Origin of the sequence: Grimontia marina (genome assembly GCF_900060185.1) — a bacterium.
GTDB lineage: Bacteria > Pseudomonadota > Gammaproteobacteria > Enterobacterales > Vibrionaceae > Enterovibrio > Enterovibrio marinus.
This window is the reverse complement of record NZ_FIZY01000045.1, coordinates 19792-39874: the sequence shown is the minus strand read 5'-3', so window position 1 is coordinate 39874 and position 20083 is coordinate 19792. Positions and strand designations below refer to the sequence as shown.

The 20083-nt window shown below is 48.1% G+C and carries 18 protein-coding genes and 1 pseudogene; 7 read left to right on the top strand and 12 right to left on the bottom strand.

Annotated elements, in window-relative coordinates; genetic code table 11:
* Positions 1-366: 366 nt before the first annotated feature.
* Positions 367-1266, bottom strand: coding sequence for an N-acetylmuramic acid 6-phosphate etherase (gene murQ, locus GMA8713_RS19255; RefSeq protein ID WP_062713304.1), 900 nt, complete (start codon positions 1264-1266; stop codon positions 367-369).
* A 216-nt stretch (positions 1267-1482) separates the two neighbouring features.
* Here murQ and rlmC point away from each other — a divergent pair, with 216 nt between their 5' ends.
* From rlmC to GMA8713_RS19235, 5 genes and pseudogenes are all read left to right on the top strand, one after another.
* Positions 1483-2619 (top strand): 23S rRNA (uracil(747)-C(5))-methyltransferase RlmC, encoded by a 1137-nt coding sequence (gene rlmC / locus GMA8713_RS19250; RefSeq protein WP_062713302.1) that lies wholly within the window; start codon positions 1483-1485, stop codon positions 2617-2619.
* A gap of 403 nt (positions 2620-3022) precedes the next feature.
* The gene (locus tag GMA8713_RS19245) at positions 3023-4882 is read left to right on the top strand and encodes a S8 family serine peptidase (protein ID WP_062713300.1); all 1860 of its coding nucleotides are present in this window, start codon (positions 3023-3025) and stop codon (positions 4880-4882) included.
* 14 nt (positions 4883-4896) lie between these two features.
* On the top strand, positions 4897-5349 hold the full coding sequence (locus tag GMA8713_RS19240; protein WP_062713298.1) for a serine protease external chaperone: 453 nt from the start codon (positions 4897-4899) through the stop codon (positions 5347-5349).
* Between the two features lie 222 nt (positions 5350-5571).
* Positions 5572-5697 (top strand): annotated as a pseudogene (locus GMA8713_RS27445) (glutathione S-transferase C-terminal domain-containing protein); the annotation flags it as partial.
* 35 nt (positions 5698-5732) lie between these two features.
* Positions 5733-6482 carry a questin oxidase family protein gene (locus tag GMA8713_RS19235; RefSeq protein ID WP_232314494.1) on the top strand — a complete coding sequence of 250 codons (750 nt, stop codon included), beginning with the start codon at positions 5733-5735 and terminating at the stop codon, positions 6480-6482.
* Between the two features lie 94 nt (positions 6483-6576).
* Here GMA8713_RS19235 and GMA8713_RS19230 read toward each other — a convergent pair whose 3' ends face one another.
* Both GMA8713_RS19230 and GMA8713_RS27785 read right to left on the bottom strand, forming a co-directional pair.
* Positions 6577-6972, bottom strand: coding sequence for a DUF2750 domain-containing protein (locus tag GMA8713_RS19230; protein ID WP_062713296.1), 396 nt, complete (start codon positions 6970-6972; stop codon positions 6577-6579).
* An 81-nt stretch (positions 6973-7053) separates the two neighbouring features.
* Positions 7054-8427 (bottom strand): PAS domain S-box protein, encoded by a 1374-nt coding sequence (locus GMA8713_RS27785; protein WP_198159545.1) that lies wholly within the window; start codon positions 8425-8427, stop codon positions 7054-7056.
* 203 nt (positions 8428-8630) lie between these two features.
* On the opposite strand from GMA8713_RS27785, the gene GMA8713_RS19220 reads away from it, so the two are divergent.
* On the top strand, positions 8631-9059 hold the full coding sequence (locus GMA8713_RS19220; protein ID WP_232314493.1) for a cupin domain-containing protein: 429 nt from the start codon (positions 8631-8633) through the stop codon (positions 9057-9059).
* A gap of 48 nt (positions 9060-9107) precedes the next feature.
* The gene (locus tag GMA8713_RS19215; RefSeq protein WP_062713293.1) at positions 9108-10628 is read left to right on the top strand and encodes a hypothetical protein; all 1521 of its coding nucleotides are present in this window, start codon (positions 9108-9110) and stop codon (positions 10626-10628) included.
* Between the two features lie 52 nt (positions 10629-10680).
* Here GMA8713_RS19215 and GMA8713_RS19210 read toward each other — a convergent pair whose 3' ends face one another.
* The 9 genes from GMA8713_RS19210 to GMA8713_RS19170 all read right to left on the bottom strand — a co-directional run bounded on the left by GMA8713_RS19210 (position 10681) and on the right by GMA8713_RS19170 (position 20074).
* Positions 10681-11430 (bottom strand): ABC transporter ATP-binding protein, encoded by a 750-nt coding sequence (locus GMA8713_RS19210; protein WP_062713291.1) that lies wholly within the window; start codon positions 11428-11430, stop codon positions 10681-10683.
* Positions 11427-12170, bottom strand: coding sequence for an ABC transporter permease (locus GMA8713_RS19205; RefSeq protein WP_062713289.1), 744 nt, complete (start codon positions 12168-12170; stop codon positions 11427-11429). The genes GMA8713_RS19210 and GMA8713_RS19205 overlap by 4 nt, the downstream gene beginning before the upstream one ends.
* Positions 12171-12198: 28 nt before the next feature.
* Positions 12199-13191, bottom strand: a complete 993-nt coding sequence (locus GMA8713_RS19200; protein WP_062713287.1) for an ABC transporter substrate-binding protein — start codon at positions 13189-13191, stop codon at positions 12199-12201.
* Positions 13192-13442: 251 nt separating this feature from the next.
* Positions 13443-14867 carry a gamma-aminobutyraldehyde dehydrogenase gene (locus tag GMA8713_RS19195; RefSeq protein WP_062713285.1) on the bottom strand — a complete coding sequence of 475 codons (1425 nt, stop codon included), beginning with the start codon at positions 14865-14867 and terminating at the stop codon, positions 13443-13445.
* A 9-nt stretch (positions 14868-14876) separates the two neighbouring features.
* A complete protein-coding gene (locus GMA8713_RS19190) occupies positions 14877-15692 on the bottom strand; it encodes an ABC transporter permease (protein WP_062713284.1) in 816 nt (271 codons plus the stop codon).
* Positions 15682-16638 (bottom strand): ABC transporter permease, encoded by a 957-nt coding sequence (locus tag GMA8713_RS19185; RefSeq protein WP_062713282.1) that lies wholly within the window; start codon positions 16636-16638, stop codon positions 15682-15684. The genes GMA8713_RS19190 and GMA8713_RS19185 overlap by 11 nt, the downstream gene beginning before the upstream one ends.
* Entirely contained in the window at positions 16635-17621 is a 987-nt protein-coding gene (locus tag GMA8713_RS19180; RefSeq protein WP_062713280.1) for an ABC transporter ATP-binding protein, read from the bottom strand. The genes GMA8713_RS19185 and GMA8713_RS19180 overlap by 4 nt, the downstream gene beginning before the upstream one ends.
* Positions 17622-17660: 39 nt before the next feature.
* Positions 17661-18821, bottom strand: a complete 1161-nt coding sequence (locus GMA8713_RS19175; RefSeq protein WP_062713278.1) for an ABC transporter substrate-binding protein — start codon at positions 18819-18821, stop codon at positions 17661-17663.
* A gap of 296 nt (positions 18822-19117) precedes the next feature.
* On the bottom strand, positions 19118-20074 hold the full coding sequence (locus GMA8713_RS19170; protein ID WP_084387781.1) for a LysR substrate-binding domain-containing protein: 957 nt from the start codon (positions 20072-20074) through the stop codon (positions 19118-19120).
* Between the last annotated feature and the right edge of the window lie 9 nt (positions 20075-20083).

The window sequence follows — 20083 nt, the reverse complement described above, 5'->3', positions numbered from 1 at the left end:
GCCACGAGGTATCGGTGCTATGATGGCCATCACTCAGTCCTTTTGTCGGTATGTTTCGGTTTGGCGATTGATCAGATCGCACAAAGCGGACTGAGTTTCTCTTATCTTTGAGATCTACTATTAGGAACAGCTATTTAGCCAGAGAATTCAGTTTGATAGTTTACATAGAAGAGTGTCAAATACCCTTTAGTGCCTAAATTATCAGGCATATTGGGTTTATTTGTGTATGCATATTGAGACTTATGCCCGGTGTGTCTGTGAAGGCATTTTTGGAGAGAGGCGGCTCCTTGGTACCGAAGCAGCGAAGACACATCATCGTTAACTTGGGTATAGAGCAGTAAAAAATGCTGTTGACGGTTATCTGGTTTATGTCTTAAGCGCTTGACGAATAAAGCCGTTGTGCTTCTCGATCCGTGCTGCTGCTTCTTTGGCATCAATACCTGCCAGAATCATTAAAATTGCTGTTTTACAGTGGCGGTTAGATGCTTGAAGTGCGACTTCCGCTTCATCAGCGCCTACGTCTGTCGCCTCGACGACAATGTTGACCTGACGCTGCACCAATTTGGCGTTGGTCGCTTCGACGTCCACCATCAGGTTGCCATACACTTTGCCACTGCGGATCATTGCGCCCGTTGTCAGCATGTTCAGCACCAGTTTTTGCGCCGTTCCTGCTTTCATTCTTGATGAGCCGGTAACAATTTCAGGCCCTACAACAGGAATGACGGAGATATCTGCTTCATCTGACATCGCGCATACAGGGTTACAAACAATGGCGGCTACGGTTGCGCCGACAGACTTGGCGTACCGCATTCCACCTAGCACATAAGGCGTGCGGCCGCTGGCTGCAATTCCCACCACTACGTCTTTAGCGGTCAGCTTCAAATCCACCAGATCCTGTTTGCCCAGCTCAACATTGTCCTCGGCGTTCTCAACTGCTTTCAAGATGGCCTGATGTCCCCCAGCTATTAAACCCACCACAAGTTCAGGCTTGGTGCCGTAAGTTGGTGGACATTCACTTGCATCCAGAATACCCAAACGGCCTGATGTGCCTGCCCCCATATAGATAAGGCGACCGCCCTTTGCGAACGCCTCCGTGATGGCGTCAACAGCTTGGGCAATTTGCGGGAGTTGTTGTTTAACCGCGAGCGCCACTTTTTGATCTTCCTGATTGATCACTTCGAGCATTTCCAGCGTGGAAAGTTTGTCGATTTCTGCGCTTGCAGCGTTACGGCTTTCTGTGACCAGTCGGGTGAGATCTATTTTCATCAGTAGTGTGCTCATTAATCAGTGGATTTTTGTGAGACCAGTATTCCTGAAGCGCGGGGATAAACTCAAGAAAAAAGGCATTTTTCCCATGCTTGAACCGAGCTTCAATGTGTCTGGTTTCTACCATCAATATATTCGATTTTAACGAGTAATAACGCGAATGGTCATTTTCGTCGGGATGCTTAGACTCTCTCTTCTTTTCTGCGGTAGAGCGTTATGCATTGCAAATTCTTCGATCAGCACAAGTGCCGTTCATGCGAGTTGAGGGGTGTTCCTTACACCCAGCAAGTTGCTGACAAAGACAGCGCGCTGAAAGCCCTGTTTGAGAACCGACAGCCAGAGCAGTGGTTACCGCCGGTATTGAGCGAAGAAACGGGCTGTCGCAACAAAGCCAAGATGGTGGTGCTGGGTGCAGCGCACCAACCTGTGTTGGGTGCAGACGTAAAGTCGGGGGATAACCTTGAACTGGTGAGCCTGACCCATTGCCCGCTCTACACCGAAGACATGACCGTATTGCTGGATTACCTGCAAGATTGGATTCGCACCTCCGGTATTCCGCCTTATAACAAAGCAAAAAAGAAAGGCGAGCTTAAATACATTTTGCTGACCCGCTCGGCACATTCTGGTGAGTTCATGCTGCGACTTGTGATGCGCAGCCGTGAAGCTATGCCGCGTTTGGAGGCAAACTTAGCGAGGCTGCGCGAGGCGTTTCCGAAAATCCGTGTGGTGTCGGTTAATTTGCAGCCTGTGCACATGGCGCGTCTTGAAGGCGATGAGGAAATCTTCCTCACAGAAAATGAACACCTTATCGAGCAATTCAACGACGTGCCGTTGGTGGTGCGCCCGAAAAGCTTTTTCCAGACCAACCCTGAAGTCGCTGCCAAACTCTATGTGACGGCGCGTGAATGGGTAAGAGAACTCAAGCCAAAACGCATGTGGGATTTGTTCTGTGGCGTCGGTGGTTTTGCTTTGCATTGCGCGTCGGTGACCGAGTCAGTAACCGGTATTGAAATCGAGCCGGAAGCCATTGCGAGCGCTAAGCGTTCTGCGGCAGAAATGGGAATCACCAACCTCAACTTTGATGCGCTCGATTCGGCGAAATTCTCGCTGCTACAAGACAGTGCACCTGATCTGGTGCTGGTCAACCCGCCTCGTCGAGGCTTGGGTAAAGAGTTGGTGGCACAACTTGGCGAGTTGGCTCCCAAGCACATTATCTATTCCAGTTGTAATCCGCAAACACTGAAAAATGACATTGACGATTTAAAAAATTATTTTTTAAAAAGATTGCAGTGGTTTGATATGTTCCCTCATACAGAACATACTGAAGTCATGGTATTAATGGAAAGGAAATAAGAGGGCGAGGCCCCTATTATTTTCTTTCCTATAAGATAAACTCTCTTTATCACCTTCAAATAAATATTACTTCAAACGTCTTTTTCTATCTCAATGAAATCGAGGTGTATAAATATATATGCATTTTCTATGGGGTTATATCCACTGCGGTTCACAGGTTAGAAGCTTAGAATCCAGATAAGTTCTGCCTTTATAGGCTTGATTTAGCACTGTAACGAAAACTGTTGGAAACCAATCCTATGTGTAATTAGTTATCACTCACTAACATTTGTTATTTTTTCTGGATATAATTGTGCGATCTACATCACTATCTCGGCATTCCTTCATTCCTCTCAATAATATATTAATAAAAACGAGCGTTGATTAATTGCTCAATCTTGTTATCTATTTTTTGGGAATAATAATGAATAAAAAACGGATTATTGCGCTAACAATTGGCTCTGCCATAGCTTATTCAGGGGCAGCGTCTGCAACTGACAGGTTTTATGAAAACCGCTGGTTAATTCCGGGAGATCCTCTTCTCGAACATCAGTGGAATTTATTAAACAATGGTCAGGCTGCATTTTCTGCAAATGGTGGTCGCACAGGATACGATCTTAACCCTTGGCAAACACACCTTTTTGGTTATCAGGGACAGGGCGTGACAGTCGCCGTTGTTGATGACGGATTGGAAATCGCCCACCCTGATTTGGCGGCAAATGTTAAACCTGGTTCATGGGATCTCGTCAACAAAGACAACGACCCGACACCTTGGGACCCTGATGCATCGCATGGTACCTCAGTGGCAGGAATTATTGCTGCCGTGGGTAACAACAATGAAGGTATTCGCGGCGTGGCCCCACGAGCTGGACTTAAAGGCTTCAATTATCTTGAGGAGCAATCACTGGAAAGCTGGCTGATTGCACACGGAGCGGATTCGCGTTCGGCAGATGCGCGTGTCTTCAACCAAAGTTATGGTAGCAACGTGCTGTTCAGCCGACCATTTGATCTAGAGAACGATCTGTCTCTAGCTACACAGGACGCGGTTTACCAAGAACAAAGCACTACGGCGCATCAAGGGCGAGGTGCACTCTATGTGAAGTCAGCAGGTAATGGATTTGGCCGCACTTCTATCATGCTGGGAGAGAAAATCTACCGCATATTGCCGAAAGATTACGATACTGCAGACGCACCAAACCAAGGGCTGCCTTGGCAAAACAGTAACCTTTCCCACAATAACGCAAACTACTGGAACATGACCGTCAGTGCCCTGAATGCTGATGGTCTGCTTGCTTCCTACTCTTCTGTTGGTGCGAACGTGTTCTTGACGTCACCAGCGGGTGAATTCGGTCGTGACAAGCCTGCGCATGTCACGACTGACCTGACTGGCTGTGATCGTGGTTATAACACCACCGAGAAAGCTGACAGAAACGGCCTTCACGGTGGTACAGCTGAAGATCCGAACTGTAATTACAACGGCGTGATGAACGGAACGTCTTCGGCAGCGCCCAATGCTTCAGGTGCTGCTGCGTTGATAATGACCGTCCGCCCAGATCTGTCGCAACGTGATATTCGCCACATCCTCGCGAAAACCGCCACAAAAGTGGATAAAGCACATGTAGACACAGTGATCAATTATGTTTCTCAAACTGGTGAAAACAAAGCTGTGGTAGGTCTGGAAGGTTGGTCCAAAAATGCCGCTGGATATGAGTACAGCCCTTACTATGGTTTTGGTCTGATTGATGTCGACAAAGCGATGTTTGAAGCGCGCCTTTATCAGGCATTACCTCCAATGAAACTGACCGAGTGGAAATCTGAGACGACAGACGTTGTTGTACCGGATGCGGGTAACGAAGCGGTAGGCAATGGCATCGTGATTGATGATAACCTCACTGTGGAATCTGTGCAGGTCAAAATCGACATTGATCACGAACGTACCAGTGATCTCTTGATCGAGCTAGTTTCTCCTTCAGGGACCAGCAGTGTTTTGATGTCACCAAGTAACAGCATGGTTGGACGTTCACTGCTTCAGGGTGTTGGTCAGCAGGTCGGTGAAGAAAGCCGTGGTTACCGCGATCACTTGATGCTGAGTCACAAGTTCTACGGCGAGCCTGCCTCGGGTGAATGGCGAATTCGGGTTACCGATGTGAGTAATGAATTTGATTACTGGATCTTGCGTAACCGTAAGAATGAAGCCGAGGAATATTACTTCCCTCGCAGGAACAACAGCGTTGACGGTGTTTTGAATCACTGGTCTATCCGCGTCATCGGTCATCAAGGTTAAGGGAGAGAATAACGATGAAACTCAAAGCAATTTTGCTTAGCACTGTGCTGATTTCTGCTCCTGCTTTGGCGGCAGGTGACCCGGGAGAACTGGCTGTTTTAGCACCTCAGGGTGAAGCGGTTGTGATCAATGGGAAAACCTTCTACAAGAATACCCCAAAAGCGTTTTTACTTTTCCGTCTCTTCGGCTATGAAGAAGCACCAAAGGTATATGCCGGGGAAATACTGACGGATGCAACGGGCTTGGTGACCCACAAGACCAGCGGACTCATTCTGGTCAAGGCTGACAAAGCCGCGGCAGAATCTTTGGCGAAAGTGAATAATCTTTCACTGATTTCAAATGCAGGTGGCGTTGTGGTACTGAAAGCAGCATCTGGCGCTGAGTTGACAGAACTTGTGTCTAACCTTGAAGCTCAAGGCTTGAAGGCACAGCTCGAAGTATTCAGCGAAACGAAAAAGCCAGAATAACATTCACCATCATTTCCAAGGCCTCGAAAGGGGCCTTTTCTATTTTTTAATTGTTCTAATTTGAAGAGCAATCATTTCATTTTCATACTGTTTTTCCTCAACTCAATAACACCTATTGTTAGCCCATCAGCAAATTACACAGCTTGGAGGCACGGCAATGGGCTTATTGGTAGACGGTGTTTGGCGCACCGATTGGTATGACACCAGCAAAACAAACAAGCGTTCTTGCTAGGTGATGCCATTACCGAAGCAGACTGGCGATTGCTACCGACATTGGTGCGGTTTGATGTGGGTTACTTCACCGCCTTCAAGTGCAACCTGAAAGCACTACGGGATTACCCGAATATCTGAGAGTACTTGAAAAGCTGCAATACGCGCTGCCAATGGGTCTGTTTCACCCGGTGATCCGTTTGAGCTTTGCCATTATGCATGGCGACAAAGGGCTGATTGCAGATGCCTTAGCGTACTGGGCGATCCGCTTTGAAGATATGTACAAGCGCATGTTGCCGCCGCGCATTGATATGTCTGCACAGTCTATTACTGCAGAAGCGCAATGGCTGAAAGTGCATGCTGCCAAACCTGAAATCACCCGTTTCGGTGGTAGCTTGCAAATTTGCGAGATGCTCTGCTCAGATACCGCGCTTCATGATATTTCGGTAGCAGATGAGTTCTTTATTACGGAAGAAAACATCGAGCTCAAAATGCGTGAAATTGGCGACAGGGCGATCGGTTTGTACCTGTATGAACCTGCGTTGACCACGCTTCATGCCGTTACAAGCTTCCAGGCGTTGGCAGACATCACCAAGCGTGTACTGGCAGAAGGGAATGGTTATCGTCCTTTGCTGGCTGAACTATGGCAACGCTATTGGATATGGTTAACCGGTCTATACATCGAGAAGGGTTATCCGAAAGCCCTGCCGACATTGGATAAAGATACGCTGGCATACGTGAATGCTATCGACTGGGCAGACATTGCCAGCGGAATCCGCAAAGTGCCGGAAGTGCATGCCATTAAGATGGTATTCAGCTGCAAATGGCTGTTTGAAGAACTGGATGCAAATCCGTTATTTAAAGCTTCAGCCATCAATGTATTGGCGGATCACACCCATGTGAAGCCAGTGAAATTGAGCTGATAAATTTGCAGGTCTGCAAAAATAGAGGTGTAAATAAAAGAGCGGGCATTGCCCGCTCTTCTTAATGACACTGTCAGACAAAGGTCAACAGACCCTAACGCTTTTGCTTTTTCGCCTGATTGATCAGATCGAAGTCAAATTCATCAGGGAACAGCACCACACCTTCCAGATCGGTATTTGGGAAGGCAACGATGGAAAGCTCATCGTCCAGAAGACCGTTAGTCCAGCGGCTGTGCCATTTGTTGAGGCCAATTGGCTCAGGTTTACAGTGTTCCCACTCACCGGTTGCCCATTCTTGTGCGAACTCTTCATTTGGCCACACTGGTACACAATCTTCGTCTTCGGTGTTGAGCATCACACAGCCGTGCTCATCAGTCAGGATCCAGATTTCGCGGTTTTCGACCACTTCCTTCACCATATATTTGTAACGTTGGTCTACGTCGAATTTCAGGATTTCAGCAATGCGTTCCTGAGTCAGCGTCTTTGCCATTTTGATTTCCACCGGGCAATAAGATAAGAGTGGCATTATTGCAAGATGTGAGTGTAAAAGCGATCATACCATGACTGGTCTTTATTCGTGGGCGACTAAGCCCGTTTCAAAAAACACAACAGTAATATATTGGTCAGCTTCATGGCGTAAGGACGACAAATAGATAGAGAACTGCTTTTCCCCCGACTTTTCCGAACCGGTAATATTAAATTTCGGCGTTTCGTTACTGGAGATGCAAGCCATAATTTCGCTGGTCGTTTCTTCAGAAAAAAGGGTGTTAAGGTGCCTGAGATCGGAAAGCTTCTTCCCAGACTGTATTTTGGAAAACTGATTAGCTTTAATGATTTTTTCATTCTTAATTAACAAGATGCCATATTCATTTTCACTCAAAAATAAACGGGTGTAGATGTCGTCTTCTAGATGTTTTCGCTCCTCGATATCTATCTTCGTGACATCCTGATTTATTTCAAATGCGCCGAGAAAATCGTTATGGCTGTTATAAATGGGTGCGGCATAGGAAATGATCTTTTTGAAGTTGCCATCGAGAGATTTAATGGTGATGACTTTAGGGTCTATGGCCTGCTTATTCTCTATTGCCATTGAAAGTGGGCGCTCAGAAGCTTTGAGTAAATGGCCATCTTCGGTGCTCCAACTTTGTGTCGTCTGGTAGTGCTCTAGTTTGGCAAAGGTGGAGCCTCCCCAAATGCGTTCGGCTTCTGGGTTGGTGAGATTAATGACGCCTTTTTCATCTGTTCCCCAAAACCCTACCGGGATAGATTCCAGAATACGTCTCAGCAGTAGTTCTTTCTTCTCAAGCGCTTTTTCTGCCTCTTTCCTTTCCGTGATTTCAGAGCATATACCAATGACTTTTGTCGGCCTATTTGAAGAGTCGAAGTATAGCTTTGCCTTTGAATTAAACCATTTAACTATGCCTTCTGATGTAACTGAAGAGAAATCCCAGGAGTGTGGTTCATCTGCACCAAACACATGTAAAAGCTCTTCAAGGGCCATGTCAGCATAGGGAAGCATACAATTGGGGAGGTTATTATCCTCGACACCAAAAAAATCAGCAGCATTGGAAGAGCACTCAACTGAACCTGTCAGAACATTCCATTCCCAAGTAATAATATCTGCCATTTCATGGGCTTGCCTCATGCGCGCTTCACTTTCCATGATCTGGTTCAGGTACTCTCTACGCATGTCTTTGGCATTGGATTCGTCGTGCGAGATTTGCTGGACGCTTTCTACGGCTTCATCACCGTATCGCAACCATATCCAATTGACTTTCAGATGGTCAGCAAGGCTTCTTAGATTGCCATATTCAATTTGTCCGCCTTTGGTCCAGCGGTTCACCGAAGGGATAGAGGTGCCGATAGCCGCTGCAACTTCAGCCTGAGTTTTATTTTGTTGTTTAAGCAAGGATTTTAAACGCTCGCCGAAGTTGTTTTTTTCCATATTCGTCCTCAAGCGGCATCTAGAAGATTAGGAGAATGAAATATTAGCATGAAGTATCGGAAATTAAGGGGTAATTTCTTATTAGGTAATTTATTACTTGACGAGTAATTTTTTTAATTATATAGGTTATTGTACGGTTTAAATGGCAATAGATTATGAAATAAAAAGCATATTAAAGTGCATGTTTAATACTGGAGAATATTATGAAAATAAGAGTAATCATGACGTTATGTCTGACTGCTGTCGCTGCAAATGTTCAAGCTCATGGAGTAAAGGTCCCGTCTGATAGCAAGAGCCTTCAAATATTCAAAGATGTGCCCTCAATGCAAATAGCGTCAATGAATGAGCCTGGCGTGAACGCCTATTTTGAAGATATTGTCGGTTCTGCTGATCCCAATGCGCCTATTGCCTGCGGTATCTTCAAAATTGAAAAGGGTAACCCTCTTGTTTACACCTACGACTATGACGATAGCAAAGTGATTTTGGATGGACACATCTATTTTTCTGATGGTAACCAGAAGGTTAAAGGAGAAGTCGGTGACGTATTGTTCTTCCCGAAAGGCTCAACAATCACTTTCTCGACGGATGATTCGGGACTGGCTTATGCCTGCGGACAAAGGAAGTTGTTCTAGAGACGATGGTAACTATCACTAGAAATAGGACTTTAGGGAGAGAAGGACATGAAGTTATCCCTAGCACAACCAGCCTTTGCTGCCGTCGCGTACCTTTCTTACGGAGCCGCAGCACTGGCAGTTGAGAACTTAACAGATCTGACCCATAACGATCCGTTTTTTTACACCAGTGATCAAAATATTAAGGCGGACAATGACGTCAAAGTTTTACTTGGCATAGGGCGTCCAAACCGAACACATTCTCAGATCCCCCATCTTCCCGTTTACATGGGATACATGAACACCAATTCGACCTATCGGTTTGTGAATATTGCCGAACAGGTATTTACCATGATTGGTGAGGGCAAACATGGTCTTTGGCGTGTACAGGAAAATGGGAATGTCAGGCTGTACCGGCGGCGAAACGCCGAGGGAATTCAGCCCGGAAGTGATTTATATGCGGAAGAAGCCGTTAAGAAAATCGGCAATGAATACGGCTATTATTTGGAGGATGAAAGTTGGTCTGGGTACAAATACCCCGATGAAAAACTGAGCGAAAGCGGTAATCTCAATTACATCGATGTTCCCATTACCCACCCCATCTTCAAGGGCAAATACGCCAACCATGAGCCAATCGACCTCTCAAACTGGTATTGCACCATGTCTGGTAACGACTTCCCTTATGCAAAGAAAGTAATGGATTTTGCATTTAGCCAGGATGCAGCCAATCAAATAGGTCCTCTCGGTAAAAGAGCGGGGCTTGATGTAAAGGAAAACTACCTCAACGTGCTCAGGCTCGATCATTTTCCCGATGCTAAGTCCTGGGTGAATGTTGGGCAGGAAGGAAAAGATACGTCTTTTGTTGAGTGGAAAGCGATTGATACCTCAAAAACTCATGTGGAGTACTATCTGGTTGAGCGTACTTTCTTCAACAAGCCTTACCTTTTTTTGACGGCCGTTTACGATAATCTCAATAACGCAGATCACCAGTATGTCAGGCCTGATGGTGCGTATTACGCGTCTTTAACTGATACAGACAAGCTAAAAACCGAAGTGACCATGGCGCCAAGGTTTAACTTACTTGGCGGGAGTGAAGGAGAGGCCATTGGTTTGCCAATCTATGGTGTTCACCATCCTAACCGGGCTGTATTTGGTGGGGGTGGGGCATGTCCGCTTAAAGGTGGAGATTGGGGACGTTACCCTGATACGGCAGGCGGTGCGGGTTGGCCCACGCAATATGAGGAAGTGACGCCGCTCTGTGATGCTGTGCTTCTCGACATCAAGTTTTATACCAATCTTGATGGGCGTTCCTGGAACGACCCGAACAAATATCTGGCCAATGCAGGATTTGGGACAGAAACCGTGACCTATAAGATGCAACCCGGTGAATACGGTGTGTTCACGGACGACTACCATACCTCGAAAGGCATTAAAAACCCTGACAGTCAGCAAGTGCCGGAGAAGTTAGAACTCACCTATCCGGCGGTCTCTGAGCCTGTTGGCTACAATGAACCCCCTGCGGGAAATGTGATGCTGGGAATGATCCCCAGTGAACAGAGTACTTGTAGGCCAGTACTCGCCAAAAACTGAGCAACACCACTTTGCGAAGGTATGAGCGGGCATGTAATTGATGCCCGCTTTTTTATGCCCCGGCGTCCAGCTCTCCTGAAAGTATCTGGGGATGCACTGAGAACAGGTTTGCAACAACGTCATCAATGCGTTTTCTGCCGTCGTCTCTGCCAAGCCAGCGTCCACTGGGCTGGTCGATTTCCATTCTATGAATGACTGTTGTCGGAGGTCGGCTTAGAAACCAGACTTCATCTGCAAGAGAAACGGCCTCTCGAAGATCGTGTGTAACAAACATCATGGTTGATTGCTGGTGTTGCCAAAGGTCGATAAGTTGTTTCCTGAGTAGCTCGGCAGTTGGGACGTCTAATGAGGTGAAAGGTTCATCCAGCAGCAAAAGATCAGGGTGATACACAAAAGCCCGGGCAATACTGACACGTCGTTGCATACCGCCGGAAAGTTGGGAAGGGTAGGTATCCAGTTTGTCGATAATACCCATTGCATCAAGAGTCTCTTGGATGGCGGGGTTGTCTGTCCCGCATATCAACTCCAGATTTTCTTTAGCGGTGAGCCAGGGCATAAGCCTTGGGGTTTGGAAGATATAACCAACCTTTGGTTCATCACCTGAGACGCCGGAAAAGATGATCTCGCCTTTGCCTGATGATTCCAGTCCAGCAATCATGTTGAGCAAGGTGGATTTTCCACAGCCGGAGGGGCCGACAATGGCGGTGATTCTTCCTGGCTTAACGCGAGCTTTGAGTGTGCTTAGAACTGGAGCCTCTGAACCAAAGCGCTTACCTTCGATATTGAGCGTAATGGATATCATGCCCGCCCCCTTGAGACGACTTTGTCGAGCGGGCGGAAAATCAATGCTTCGAGCAGGAATATCACGGTCACAAACGCAAAGGTGTAGGCAAGAATCCCGGCAATATCGAAAAACTGGAACATGGTGTGCAGCTTGAATCCAACACCATTGCTGCGACCTAACAGCTCTACAACCAGCACGATTTTCCAGATAAGTGAAAGCCCGGTGCGTGCGGAAGCCATGATGTAGGGATAAAGCTGGGGTAGGAAGACGTTAAAAAAGCGCTTAGTTGGGGGAAGGCGGAACACCTTGGCAACATCCATCAAGTCATTATCAATCACCCGCGCCCCTTCGCGGATCATCGCAACAACGGTGGGGATCTTGTTCAGCGCTACGGCAGTAACGGCCGCGGTTTCCACCAGACCAATGCTCAGGTAGCAAAGCAAAATTGTCACAAGAGCTGGGATGTTGAGGGCAAGAATCAACACCGGATCCGAAAGCTCATTGAGCTTTGGAAATCGCCCCATCATGATGCCGAAGAACACCCCAAGTACCATGGAAATGATGAAGCTCAGAAATACCCGCCAAAGTGTGATGCCAAGATGAGAGAGCATTTGCTCATTGAACAGTTCAAAGACAAAAGCGTTGTAGACCTGAACGGGTGTTGGGTATTCGGCGCTGTTAACCAGCACCGCTGACCACTGCCAGAATACCAGCAGTAGGCTCGGAAGGAGATAGCGTTGGTAGCCCGGTAAGCGCACTCGTCAGCAAATCCTCTTTGGTCTTTGGCTATGGTTGTAGCCAAAAGGTGCCGTCACTCAGTGAGGTTGATTCACCCACGAGTTTTGGCCCCCCCTCTTTAGCGAGAATGTCGAAGATCTGGGCGGCCGCTTTCAATTGCTCGTCGCCGAAAGTCCCTGAGAACCCATTGCGATAAGCGGTTTTGAGCGCATTGAACACCTCGTCATTCTCCGCTTTGGTGAGCGGTCGTATAACATCCCATTCATCATCCGAAGCGCGTAGTAATGCTCTCGCTTCTGCGGATGTTTTCAAAAACGCTGACACAAGGGATGGGTTCGCATTCGCCCACTTTTCATCGAACACCCAGCCAAGCATAGGTACTTGAGTGTTGATCCCTAAGCCTTCAACGATTTCATCGAGGCTGATAACGGGTTGGAATCCAGCTGCTTTGAGCCTTGCGCCGTAATGCCAGAAGTTGATTCCGACCGGGACTTTGTTTTGCATCAGAAGCTTATTGAGCAGTGGAGGCGCAACGAACTGTTGCTCTGTCAACTCGCTGATCGCTTTGTTTTCTTTGGTTTCGCAATAGGCTTGGTAAAGGAGCCAGGTTTTGTCGACTGCACCACCCGCTATCCCGAGTGTTTCTCCGCTGATATCACAGGGAGAAGAAAGGGTTAAATTCGAAGCGGCATACACGCCACCCGAGGTGGCAGACGTTGGGGAAAGGGTATAGGTTTTACCCGCTGCACGTTGCCTGCTGACCCAAACCCAATCAGAAAAAATAACGTCGACAGCGTCGCCTTGTAGAGCAACTGAGGACGCATTTTTGGAAGCCAAGGGTGTGATATCAAGGATAAAGCCGGCTTTCTCGTCCAGCTTGTGACGTTTGATGACATCCATTTCCCAGTTAATGGTACCGAACTTTAGTACCCCGACGTTGACTACTGGGAGTTCGTTAGCGAGCGCTGAGAAAGATGTTGCTATCAGGACGGTGGCGGAGAACAGACTACGTATTAACGCAGCGGAGAACATTCTAACCATGACGGTTAACCTCTTGAATCTGGCGGCAACAAATTTAAAACTAAGCAGTTAAGTGTTTATTCACAATGCTACTTTGTGACGAAAAAACACAATTGCTGTGTTGAAACAATCGTACGCATGTTGTTTTTGGTCAATGTGAGCGAGGCACTTGTGCCTCGCTCCAAAGGTCAACATACCCCAAGAAAAAAAACCATTGACCAAATAGGACCCGAGGGGAGGAGGTGATCAATGGGTTTCGCAAAAAGGTTAACTCAGTGTGCAATCATCACATGCCTTATGGCGGTGTAATCATCTAAGGCGTACATCGACATGTCTTTGCCATAACCCGAGCGTTTCATACCGCCATGGGGCATTTCATTGGTCAACATAAAATGGGTGTTTATCCAAGTGCAGCCATATTGAAGCCTTGCTGCCGTTGCCATGGCTTTACTGACATCACGTGTCCAGATAGAAGAAGCCAAACCGTAATCTGAGTCATTCGCCCAAGATACTGCGTCTTCAACATCTGAAAAACGTGTCACCGAGACCACAGGCCCAAAGACTTCCTTGCGGACGATTTCATCACTTTGCAGCGCACCAGCGATGACAGTGGGTTCATAGTAAAAGCCATTCCCCGGAAGTGTTTTCCCACCTGTCACAACTTCAATGTGTTTTTGGTTGGAAGCGCGCTCTACAAAGCTGGCGACGCGTTCTCGCTGGCGCAGTGAGATGAGCGGACCAATATCATTCGTCTCGTCATCTTCATTATTGTATTGGATAGTGCTAACGGCGGCGCTGAGGTCAGCCACTAATTTTTCGTAAACGCTGTCACCGACATAAATACGGCAGGCTGCCGTGCAGTCCTGTCCGGCGTTGTAGTAGCCAAAGTCTTTGAGACCGGCGACTACGAGGTCAATATCCGCATCGTCAAACACAATAACAGGCGCTTTTCCACCTAATTCTAGATGTGTTCGTTTTACGGATTTACTCGCGGCTTCCATCACTTTCTTGCCGGTCGCGATATCACCAGTAATAGATATCATATCAACGTCAGGGTGATTGATAAGGGCATTCCCGACAGTTTCACCCCGGCCAAGCACCACATTGACGACACCCTCAGGTAACTCGCTGGCAAGTATATTCACAAGATGCAGCGCGGTGAGGGGTGTTTGCTCTGAAGGTTTGAACACAACAGTATTACCACCACCAATTGCGGGTGCCAGCTTCCATGCGGCCATCATTAACGGATAATTCCATGGCGCGATTGAAGCGACAACACCGATTGGATCCCGGCGTAACATAGAAGTGAACCCTTCCAGATACTCTCCGGCTGCTGTGGTGGTTGTGCATCTTACTGCGCCCGCAAAGTAGCGAAAGCAGTCAACAATGGCAGGAATTTCGTCATTGAGCACCGCACCATAAGGTTTCCCGCAATTGAGCGATTCAAGTCGCGCAAATTCTTCCGCGGAGGCTTCGATACGGTCGGCGATTTTCAGTAAGCACGCTGATCGCTCCGCAGGGGTTGTGCGGGACCACTGACTGAAGGCTTTTTTTGCCCAGAAGACCGCGCGATCAATTTGATCCCTGGAGGCTTCCGGCAGCTCTATGATAGTTTCCCCATTTCTTGGGTTCAGTATGGTTTCTTTCGCATCTTGGCCAGCTTCTATGCTTTTACCAATCAACATGTTTGTGTCCATGAATCCTCCTCACTTTCCTTGTCCGCCAATGTGGCTGCCTTCACGCGTCACGTAATAGGCGATAAGAATAGGTAGAAATGTCACCAGAACGACGACCATCGCAACAACGTTGGTGACGGGTCTTTGTCTTGGTCGCACAAGCTCTTCCAACATCCATATGGGTAAGGTGGCTTGTTGTCCGGCGGTAAATGTGGTGACGATAACTTCGTCAAATGAAAGGGCAAATGCCAACATGCCACCTGCCAATAATGCAGTCGCGATATTGGGCAAGATCACATGTCTAAAGGTCTGGAAGCTGTTCGCACCTAGATCCATCGATGCTTCAATCAATGCTCCTGAGGTCCGGCGAAAACGTGCTACCGCGTTGTTGTAAACCACAACAATACAGAAGGTGGCGTGGCCCAATACGATCGTCCAATAGGAAAACGGAATGTCAGCCAGATTGAACGCTGAGCGAAGCGCAATCCCCGTGATAATGCCTGGCAGTGCGATAGGTAAAATCACCAATAGGGAAATGGTTTCACGTCCAAAGAAACGAGACCGCGAAACCGCTGCCGCACAGAGTGTGCCTAGTACCATGGCGATGATGGTTGCCAAGCTGGCGACCTTTAGCGAAAGGGTCAGCGCCTCCCAAACATCAGGGCGGTTCCAGGTCACCTCTAACCAACGCAGTGTGAAACCTGGTGGCGGCCACTGGTAGCTCTTTTCTTCAGTCGTAAACGCGTAGACAAATATCAACAGAATAGGCAGGTGCAAAAAGGCCAGCCCACCGAAAGCGGCGACTTTCAGCAACCATGGTGCTTTGGGGGAAGAATTAGAGTGCATTGAAGGCCCCCATGCGCTTCGCGCCCATGAGATAGAAACCCATGATCACGATTGGGACCACCGAAAAGGCTGCGGCAAGAGGAATATTCCCGGCAGTGCCTTGGTGAGAGTAAACGGCTTGCCCGATAAACAGGCGGGATGAACCGATGATCTGAGGGATGATGTAATCCCCCAGTGTCAGTGAAAACGTAAAGATCGAGCCGGCGACCATACCTGGGAGCGCCAAAGGGAGCAGCACATGGCGGAACGTCTGAAGTGGCTTTGCGCCCAGATCTGAGCTGGCTTCCAGCATACTCGACGGCACGCGTTCAAGCGAAGCTTGCAGCGGCAAGATCATGAAGGGTAACCAGACATAGAGGAAGACCAAAAAGGTTCCTGTATAGCTCACAGACAGCGAGTTACCACCAATGATGGGTATTGAAAGGTAGGCGTTAAGCAACGCATCAAGGTGCAGTTGGGTAAGCAGCCAGTTAAGAATGCCTTCTTTGGCGAGGATGAGTTTCCATGCATACACCTTGACCAAATAGCTCGACCAAAGTGGGAGCATCACCCCGAGATAGAACAGTGCCTTCCATTTCCCATGCGCGTAGCGGGCAGCAAAGTAAGCAACGGGAAAAGCAATGATCGCAGCGCCAACTGTCACAAATGCCGCCATAGACACGGTACGGACAATAATGTCGAGGTTGGCGGCGCTGAAAAGTTCGCCATAGGTTTTCAGTGTAAATTCGTACTGAATCAGTCCGGTGAACTCGTCGATGGAAAAGAAACTTTGGATGAGAAGCGCAAACAAACTACCCAGATAGACGACACCTAGCCATAGCACGGGGGGCCCAAGAAGAATCGCGAGCAAAACGCTTGGCTTTCTCCAAAGTAAATCAGAGAAGCTGACCAAGAACCCTTTTGGAGCGGCACTGGGTGTTGTGACAGTGGAGGCTTGATGATTCATTTGGCCTCCATCAAGTGCAGATCGGTGGGCTGCCAGTTGACGCGAACCTGCATGCCTTCCTCTGGCAGGGCCGACGAAGAAGGCGCGAGCAACGAGAGGGCGTAACCTTCAACATTCAGGCTTAACTTTGTCATTACCCCCAAGAAGCTACGTCCTGTTACCGTGGCGCGCAGGCCTCCTTCATTAACAAGGTTCACCGATTCTGGCCTCAGACTTGCCCATCTGGGTTGTCCGCTCAGGCGTTCAACAAATTGCGGTGGCAAAACGTTGGATGAACCCACAAAGTCGGCGACAAACCTTGATGCAGGACGACGATAAATGCCTTCCGGTGAGTCTACCTGCATGGCACGCCCTTCTGAGAAAACCGCAATCCTGTCAGCCATGGAAAGTGCTTCACTTTGGTCATGGGTAACAAGCACAAAGGTAATGCCCAATTGACGTTGCAGCGATTTCAACTCTTCCTGCATTTGCTCCCTGAGCTTGAGATCAAGCGCACCGAGCGGTTCATCAAGAAGCAGTACACGGGGCTTGTTGACCAGTGCACGTGCCAGGGCGACGCGCTGACGTTGCCCACCGGAAAGTGCCGCTGGACGTCGGTCTGAAAAGCCCTGAAGCTTCACCATTTCCAGCACACTTTCAGCTTCCCGGTAGCGTTCGCTTTTTCCAACGCCAGCGATCATCAATCCATAAGCCACGTTATCGATAACGTTGAGGTGAGGAAAGAGCGCATAGTCCTGAAACACGGTGTTTATCTGTCGCTGGTAGGGCGGAATGCCTGACACACTTTCACCGAATAGCCTGATATCTCCAAAGGAGGGCTGTTCGAAGCCTGCAATAAGGCGAAGACTGGTGGTTTTCCCTGAGCCTGAAGGACCAAGTAAGGCAAAGAATTCACCTTCTTCGATCGACAGGGTTACATCATCAACAGCCTTAACATCGCCATAACAGCGTGAAACCGATTGGAAACTCACAGCGTCGGACATCGTTACCTCCTTGTGTCCGTGGAATCCTTGAAGGTGGCCTTAACGGCCACCTATCACACCAATGTAATCAGATACCCAGCGGTAGTAGGGCACGCACTGACCTTGGCTCTTGCACTTTGAGACAGGGGTTTGCCAGAACTTAATGCGGTCAAACTCTTCCATTCCATTGAGTTTGCAGCCTGCGGCAGTTTGCATGCCCCGGCCATCTGTACACGCTGCGGGTACACTGGGGTTTGCGCCAAACCATACTGAGAGATCGCTTTGAAGGTTCGAAGCAAGGGTATGTTCCATCCAAAGGTATGCACAGTTAGGATTGTCAGCGTCAGCGTGCATCATGGTGGTATCCGCCCAACCTGTGGCTCCCTCAACTGGGATGGTTGATGAAATAGGCTGTTTGTCTGCAGCGAGCAGATTGACCTGGAATGGCCAAGAGCCTGAGGCCACCATGCCTTCATTCTTAAAGTCGTCAATCTGGATGAAGGCATCATGCCAGTAGCGGGAAACTAATTTTCTTTGCTGTCTGAGTAAATCAAGCGCCGCGTTGTATTGTTCCTGATTGAGCTCGTAAGGGCTGGTGATGCCAAGCTCAGGTTTATGATGCATCAGATAGTTGGCGGCATCTGCAATGTGTATTGGTCCATCGTAGGCTTGAACACGTCCCTTGTTGGTGTTCCCATCTGGCAGTGTGACTTCCTCGAAAACCACGTTCCAACTGGCTGGCGCTTCCTTGAAAACGTCCTTGTTGTACATCAATACGTTGGGTCCCCACATGTAGGGAGTCCCGTAATGTGTGCCATCAACGGTATGCCAAGGCGCGTTTTGCAATCGCTTGTCGACGGTCTTCCAGCTTGGGATCAGGTCAATATTGACGGGTTGCACGCGCTTACCCGCAATCAACCGCAAAGAGGCGTCGCCAGAGGCAGTGACCAAATCAAATCCACCTTCGTTCATTAAAGCGACCATTTCGTCTGATGTGTTGGCAGTTTTGACTTTTACCTTGCAGCCTGTGGCTTTTTCAAACCCCGTGACCCAATCAAAATCAGGGGATGTCTCACCGCGCTCGATATAGCCCGGCCAGGCGACAATGTTTACCTGACCTTCGGGTTTACCGATCTTGGTGAGTGCATCTGCTGTCGCAGCGCTCGAGGCGGCGAAAATGAAAGTGGAGGCGATAAGTGCGGTAATCCTTGTCTGATTCATTTCCTTTCTCTCCCTGTGTACTTCTCAAAAAAACGAAAGTCGGAATCAACCTCTAAAAGCTTTGTTTTTTGAGCCCACATTTACAAATGGGATATCCAGAAGAGAGGTATAGGAAAATCCGATACCGGAGGTAACCACAGGAAAAATAGGTTTTTTATCATGACAATAAATAGCCGAAACAGCTGATGAACTTCTCGAACAATTAACGTGTTTCTGGCAAACATACCGAAACAAGATGCTCGCATTCAGAGATCACCAATGCGTTCAATGCGAGGCAGATTTCGCGATAACTGCGTTCATTGCTGAATATTGCCTTTCTTCGATGAGGCAATGGTGGCGGAGAAGATGTTGGATGACATATCTTCAGAATAGGATTTGAGCATGTCTACGAAGGCGCTTGCAGCAGGAGTCAGCCGAAAGTGCGCAATTTTAGCCACACCAACACATAGAGGCCTGAGGTTGTCATTTAACGGCATGGCTTTCATCTCACCGCCATCCAATGCGTGGTTATTGATAAGAGGTGTATTGAACAGTGTATATCCAAATCCGTTTGCCACTAAACTCCTGACCATTTCAAGTGACTGCGCTGGATAGGCGAAATTTGGTTGCAGATCTTGGCTAAGAAATAGAGAGAAAAAATAGTCTCGGGTCATTGGCCAGTCTAGATATACCATCGGTAAATCAACAAGATCGCTAAGAGATAGTGATTCCTTACTAGACAGGGGGTGTGAAACAGGTAATACGGCGTAGGGGGCGAAGGTTAATAGAGGTTCAAATTCGATATCAGATGGCACTTGTAAATCGTACGTTACTGCGAGTTCATAACGGCCGTCATACATATTTTGAATAATGTCTTTTTGATGTGCCTCATCGCAGTAAATATTGACATCGGGATAGGCTTCGACGAAACGCCTCATTAGCAGCGGAATTAATATGGGTGTGAAGGTTGGAAAGCCAACTATTCGCAGTGACCCGCTTACCTCTTCCCCTAAGGAACTGGCATAACGGCCAAGCCCCTCTGCGTCCGAAAGGAGTTGCTTGGCTTTTAGAATAAATTGTTTGCCTGCAGGTGTGAGAGAGAGACCTTGGGCATGATGCCTGACAAACAGTTGTAACCCCGTGATTTCTTCAAGATGAAGGATGGCTGAGGAAATTGAGGGTTGTGAGACGTGAAGAGTTTCAGCGGCTCTGGTTACACTGCCAAATTGCCCTGCGGTAACAAAATATCGAAGTTGTTTTAGGGTAAAGTGCATGTTGTTCTC

What these genes read in the sequence shown, in the direction of transcription:
- GMA8713_RS19210 (WP_062713291.1), bottom strand. Translation starts at nt 11,430, where the DNA reads ATGATATCCATTACGCTCAATATCGAAGGTAAGCGCTTTGGTTCAGAG.
- GMA8713_RS19215 (WP_062713293.1), top strand. Translation starts at nt 9,108, where the DNA reads ATGAAGTTATCCCTAGCACAACCAGCCTTTGCTGCCGTCGCGTACCTT.
- rlmC (WP_062713302.1), top strand. Translation starts at nt 1,483, where the DNA reads ATGCATTGCAAATTCTTCGATCAGCACAAGTGCCGTTCATGCGAGTTG.
- GMA8713_RS19240 (WP_062713298.1), top strand. Translation starts at nt 4,897, where the DNA reads ATGAAACTCAAAGCAATTTTGCTTAGCACTGTGCTGATTTCTGCTCCT.
- GMA8713_RS19180 (WP_062713280.1), bottom strand. Translation starts at nt 17,621, where the DNA reads ATGTCCGACGCTGTGAGTTTCCAATCGGTTTCACGCTGTTATGGCGAT.
- GMA8713_RS19230 (WP_062713296.1), bottom strand. Translation starts at nt 6,972, where the DNA reads ATGGCAAAGACGCTGACTCAGGAACGCATTGCTGAAATCCTGAAATTC.
- GMA8713_RS19175 (WP_062713278.1), bottom strand. Translation starts at nt 18,821, where the DNA reads ATGAATCAGACAAGGATTACCGCACTTATCGCCTCCACTTTCATTTTC.
- GMA8713_RS19200 (WP_062713287.1), bottom strand. Translation starts at nt 13,191, where the DNA reads ATGGTTAGAATGTTCTCCGCTGCGTTAATACGTAGTCTGTTCTCCGCC.
- GMA8713_RS19170 (WP_084387781.1), bottom strand. Translation starts at nt 20,074, where the DNA reads ATGCACTTTACCCTAAAACAACTTCGATATTTTGTTACCGCAGGGCAA.
- GMA8713_RS19190 (WP_062713284.1), bottom strand. Translation starts at nt 15,692, where the DNA reads ATGCACTCTAATTCTTCCCCCAAAGCACCATGGTTGCTGAAAGTCGCC.
- GMA8713_RS19235 (WP_232314494.1), top strand. Translation starts at nt 5,733, where the DNA reads ATGGGTCTGTTTCACCCGGTGATCCGTTTGAGCTTTGCCATTATGCAT.
- GMA8713_RS19245 (WP_062713300.1), top strand. Translation starts at nt 3,023, where the DNA reads ATGAATAAAAAACGGATTATTGCGCTAACAATTGGCTCTGCCATAGCT.
- GMA8713_RS19185 (WP_062713282.1), bottom strand. Translation starts at nt 16,638, where the DNA reads ATGAATCATCAAGCCTCCACTGTCACAACACCCAGTGCCGCTCCAAAA.
- GMA8713_RS19195 (WP_062713285.1), bottom strand. Translation starts at nt 14,867, where the DNA reads ATGGACACAAACATGTTGATTGGTAAAAGCATAGAAGCTGGCCAAGAT.
- GMA8713_RS19220 (WP_232314493.1), top strand. Translation starts at nt 8,631, where the DNA reads ATGAAAATAAGAGTAATCATGACGTTATGTCTGACTGCTGTCGCTGCA.
- murQ (WP_062713304.1), bottom strand. Translation starts at nt 1,266, where the DNA reads ATGAAAATAGATCTCACCCGACTGGTCACAGAAAGCCGTAACGCTGCA.
- GMA8713_RS27785 (WP_198159545.1), bottom strand. Translation starts at nt 8,427, where the DNA reads ATGGAAAAAAACAACTTCGGCGAGCGTTTAAAATCCTTGCTTAAACAA.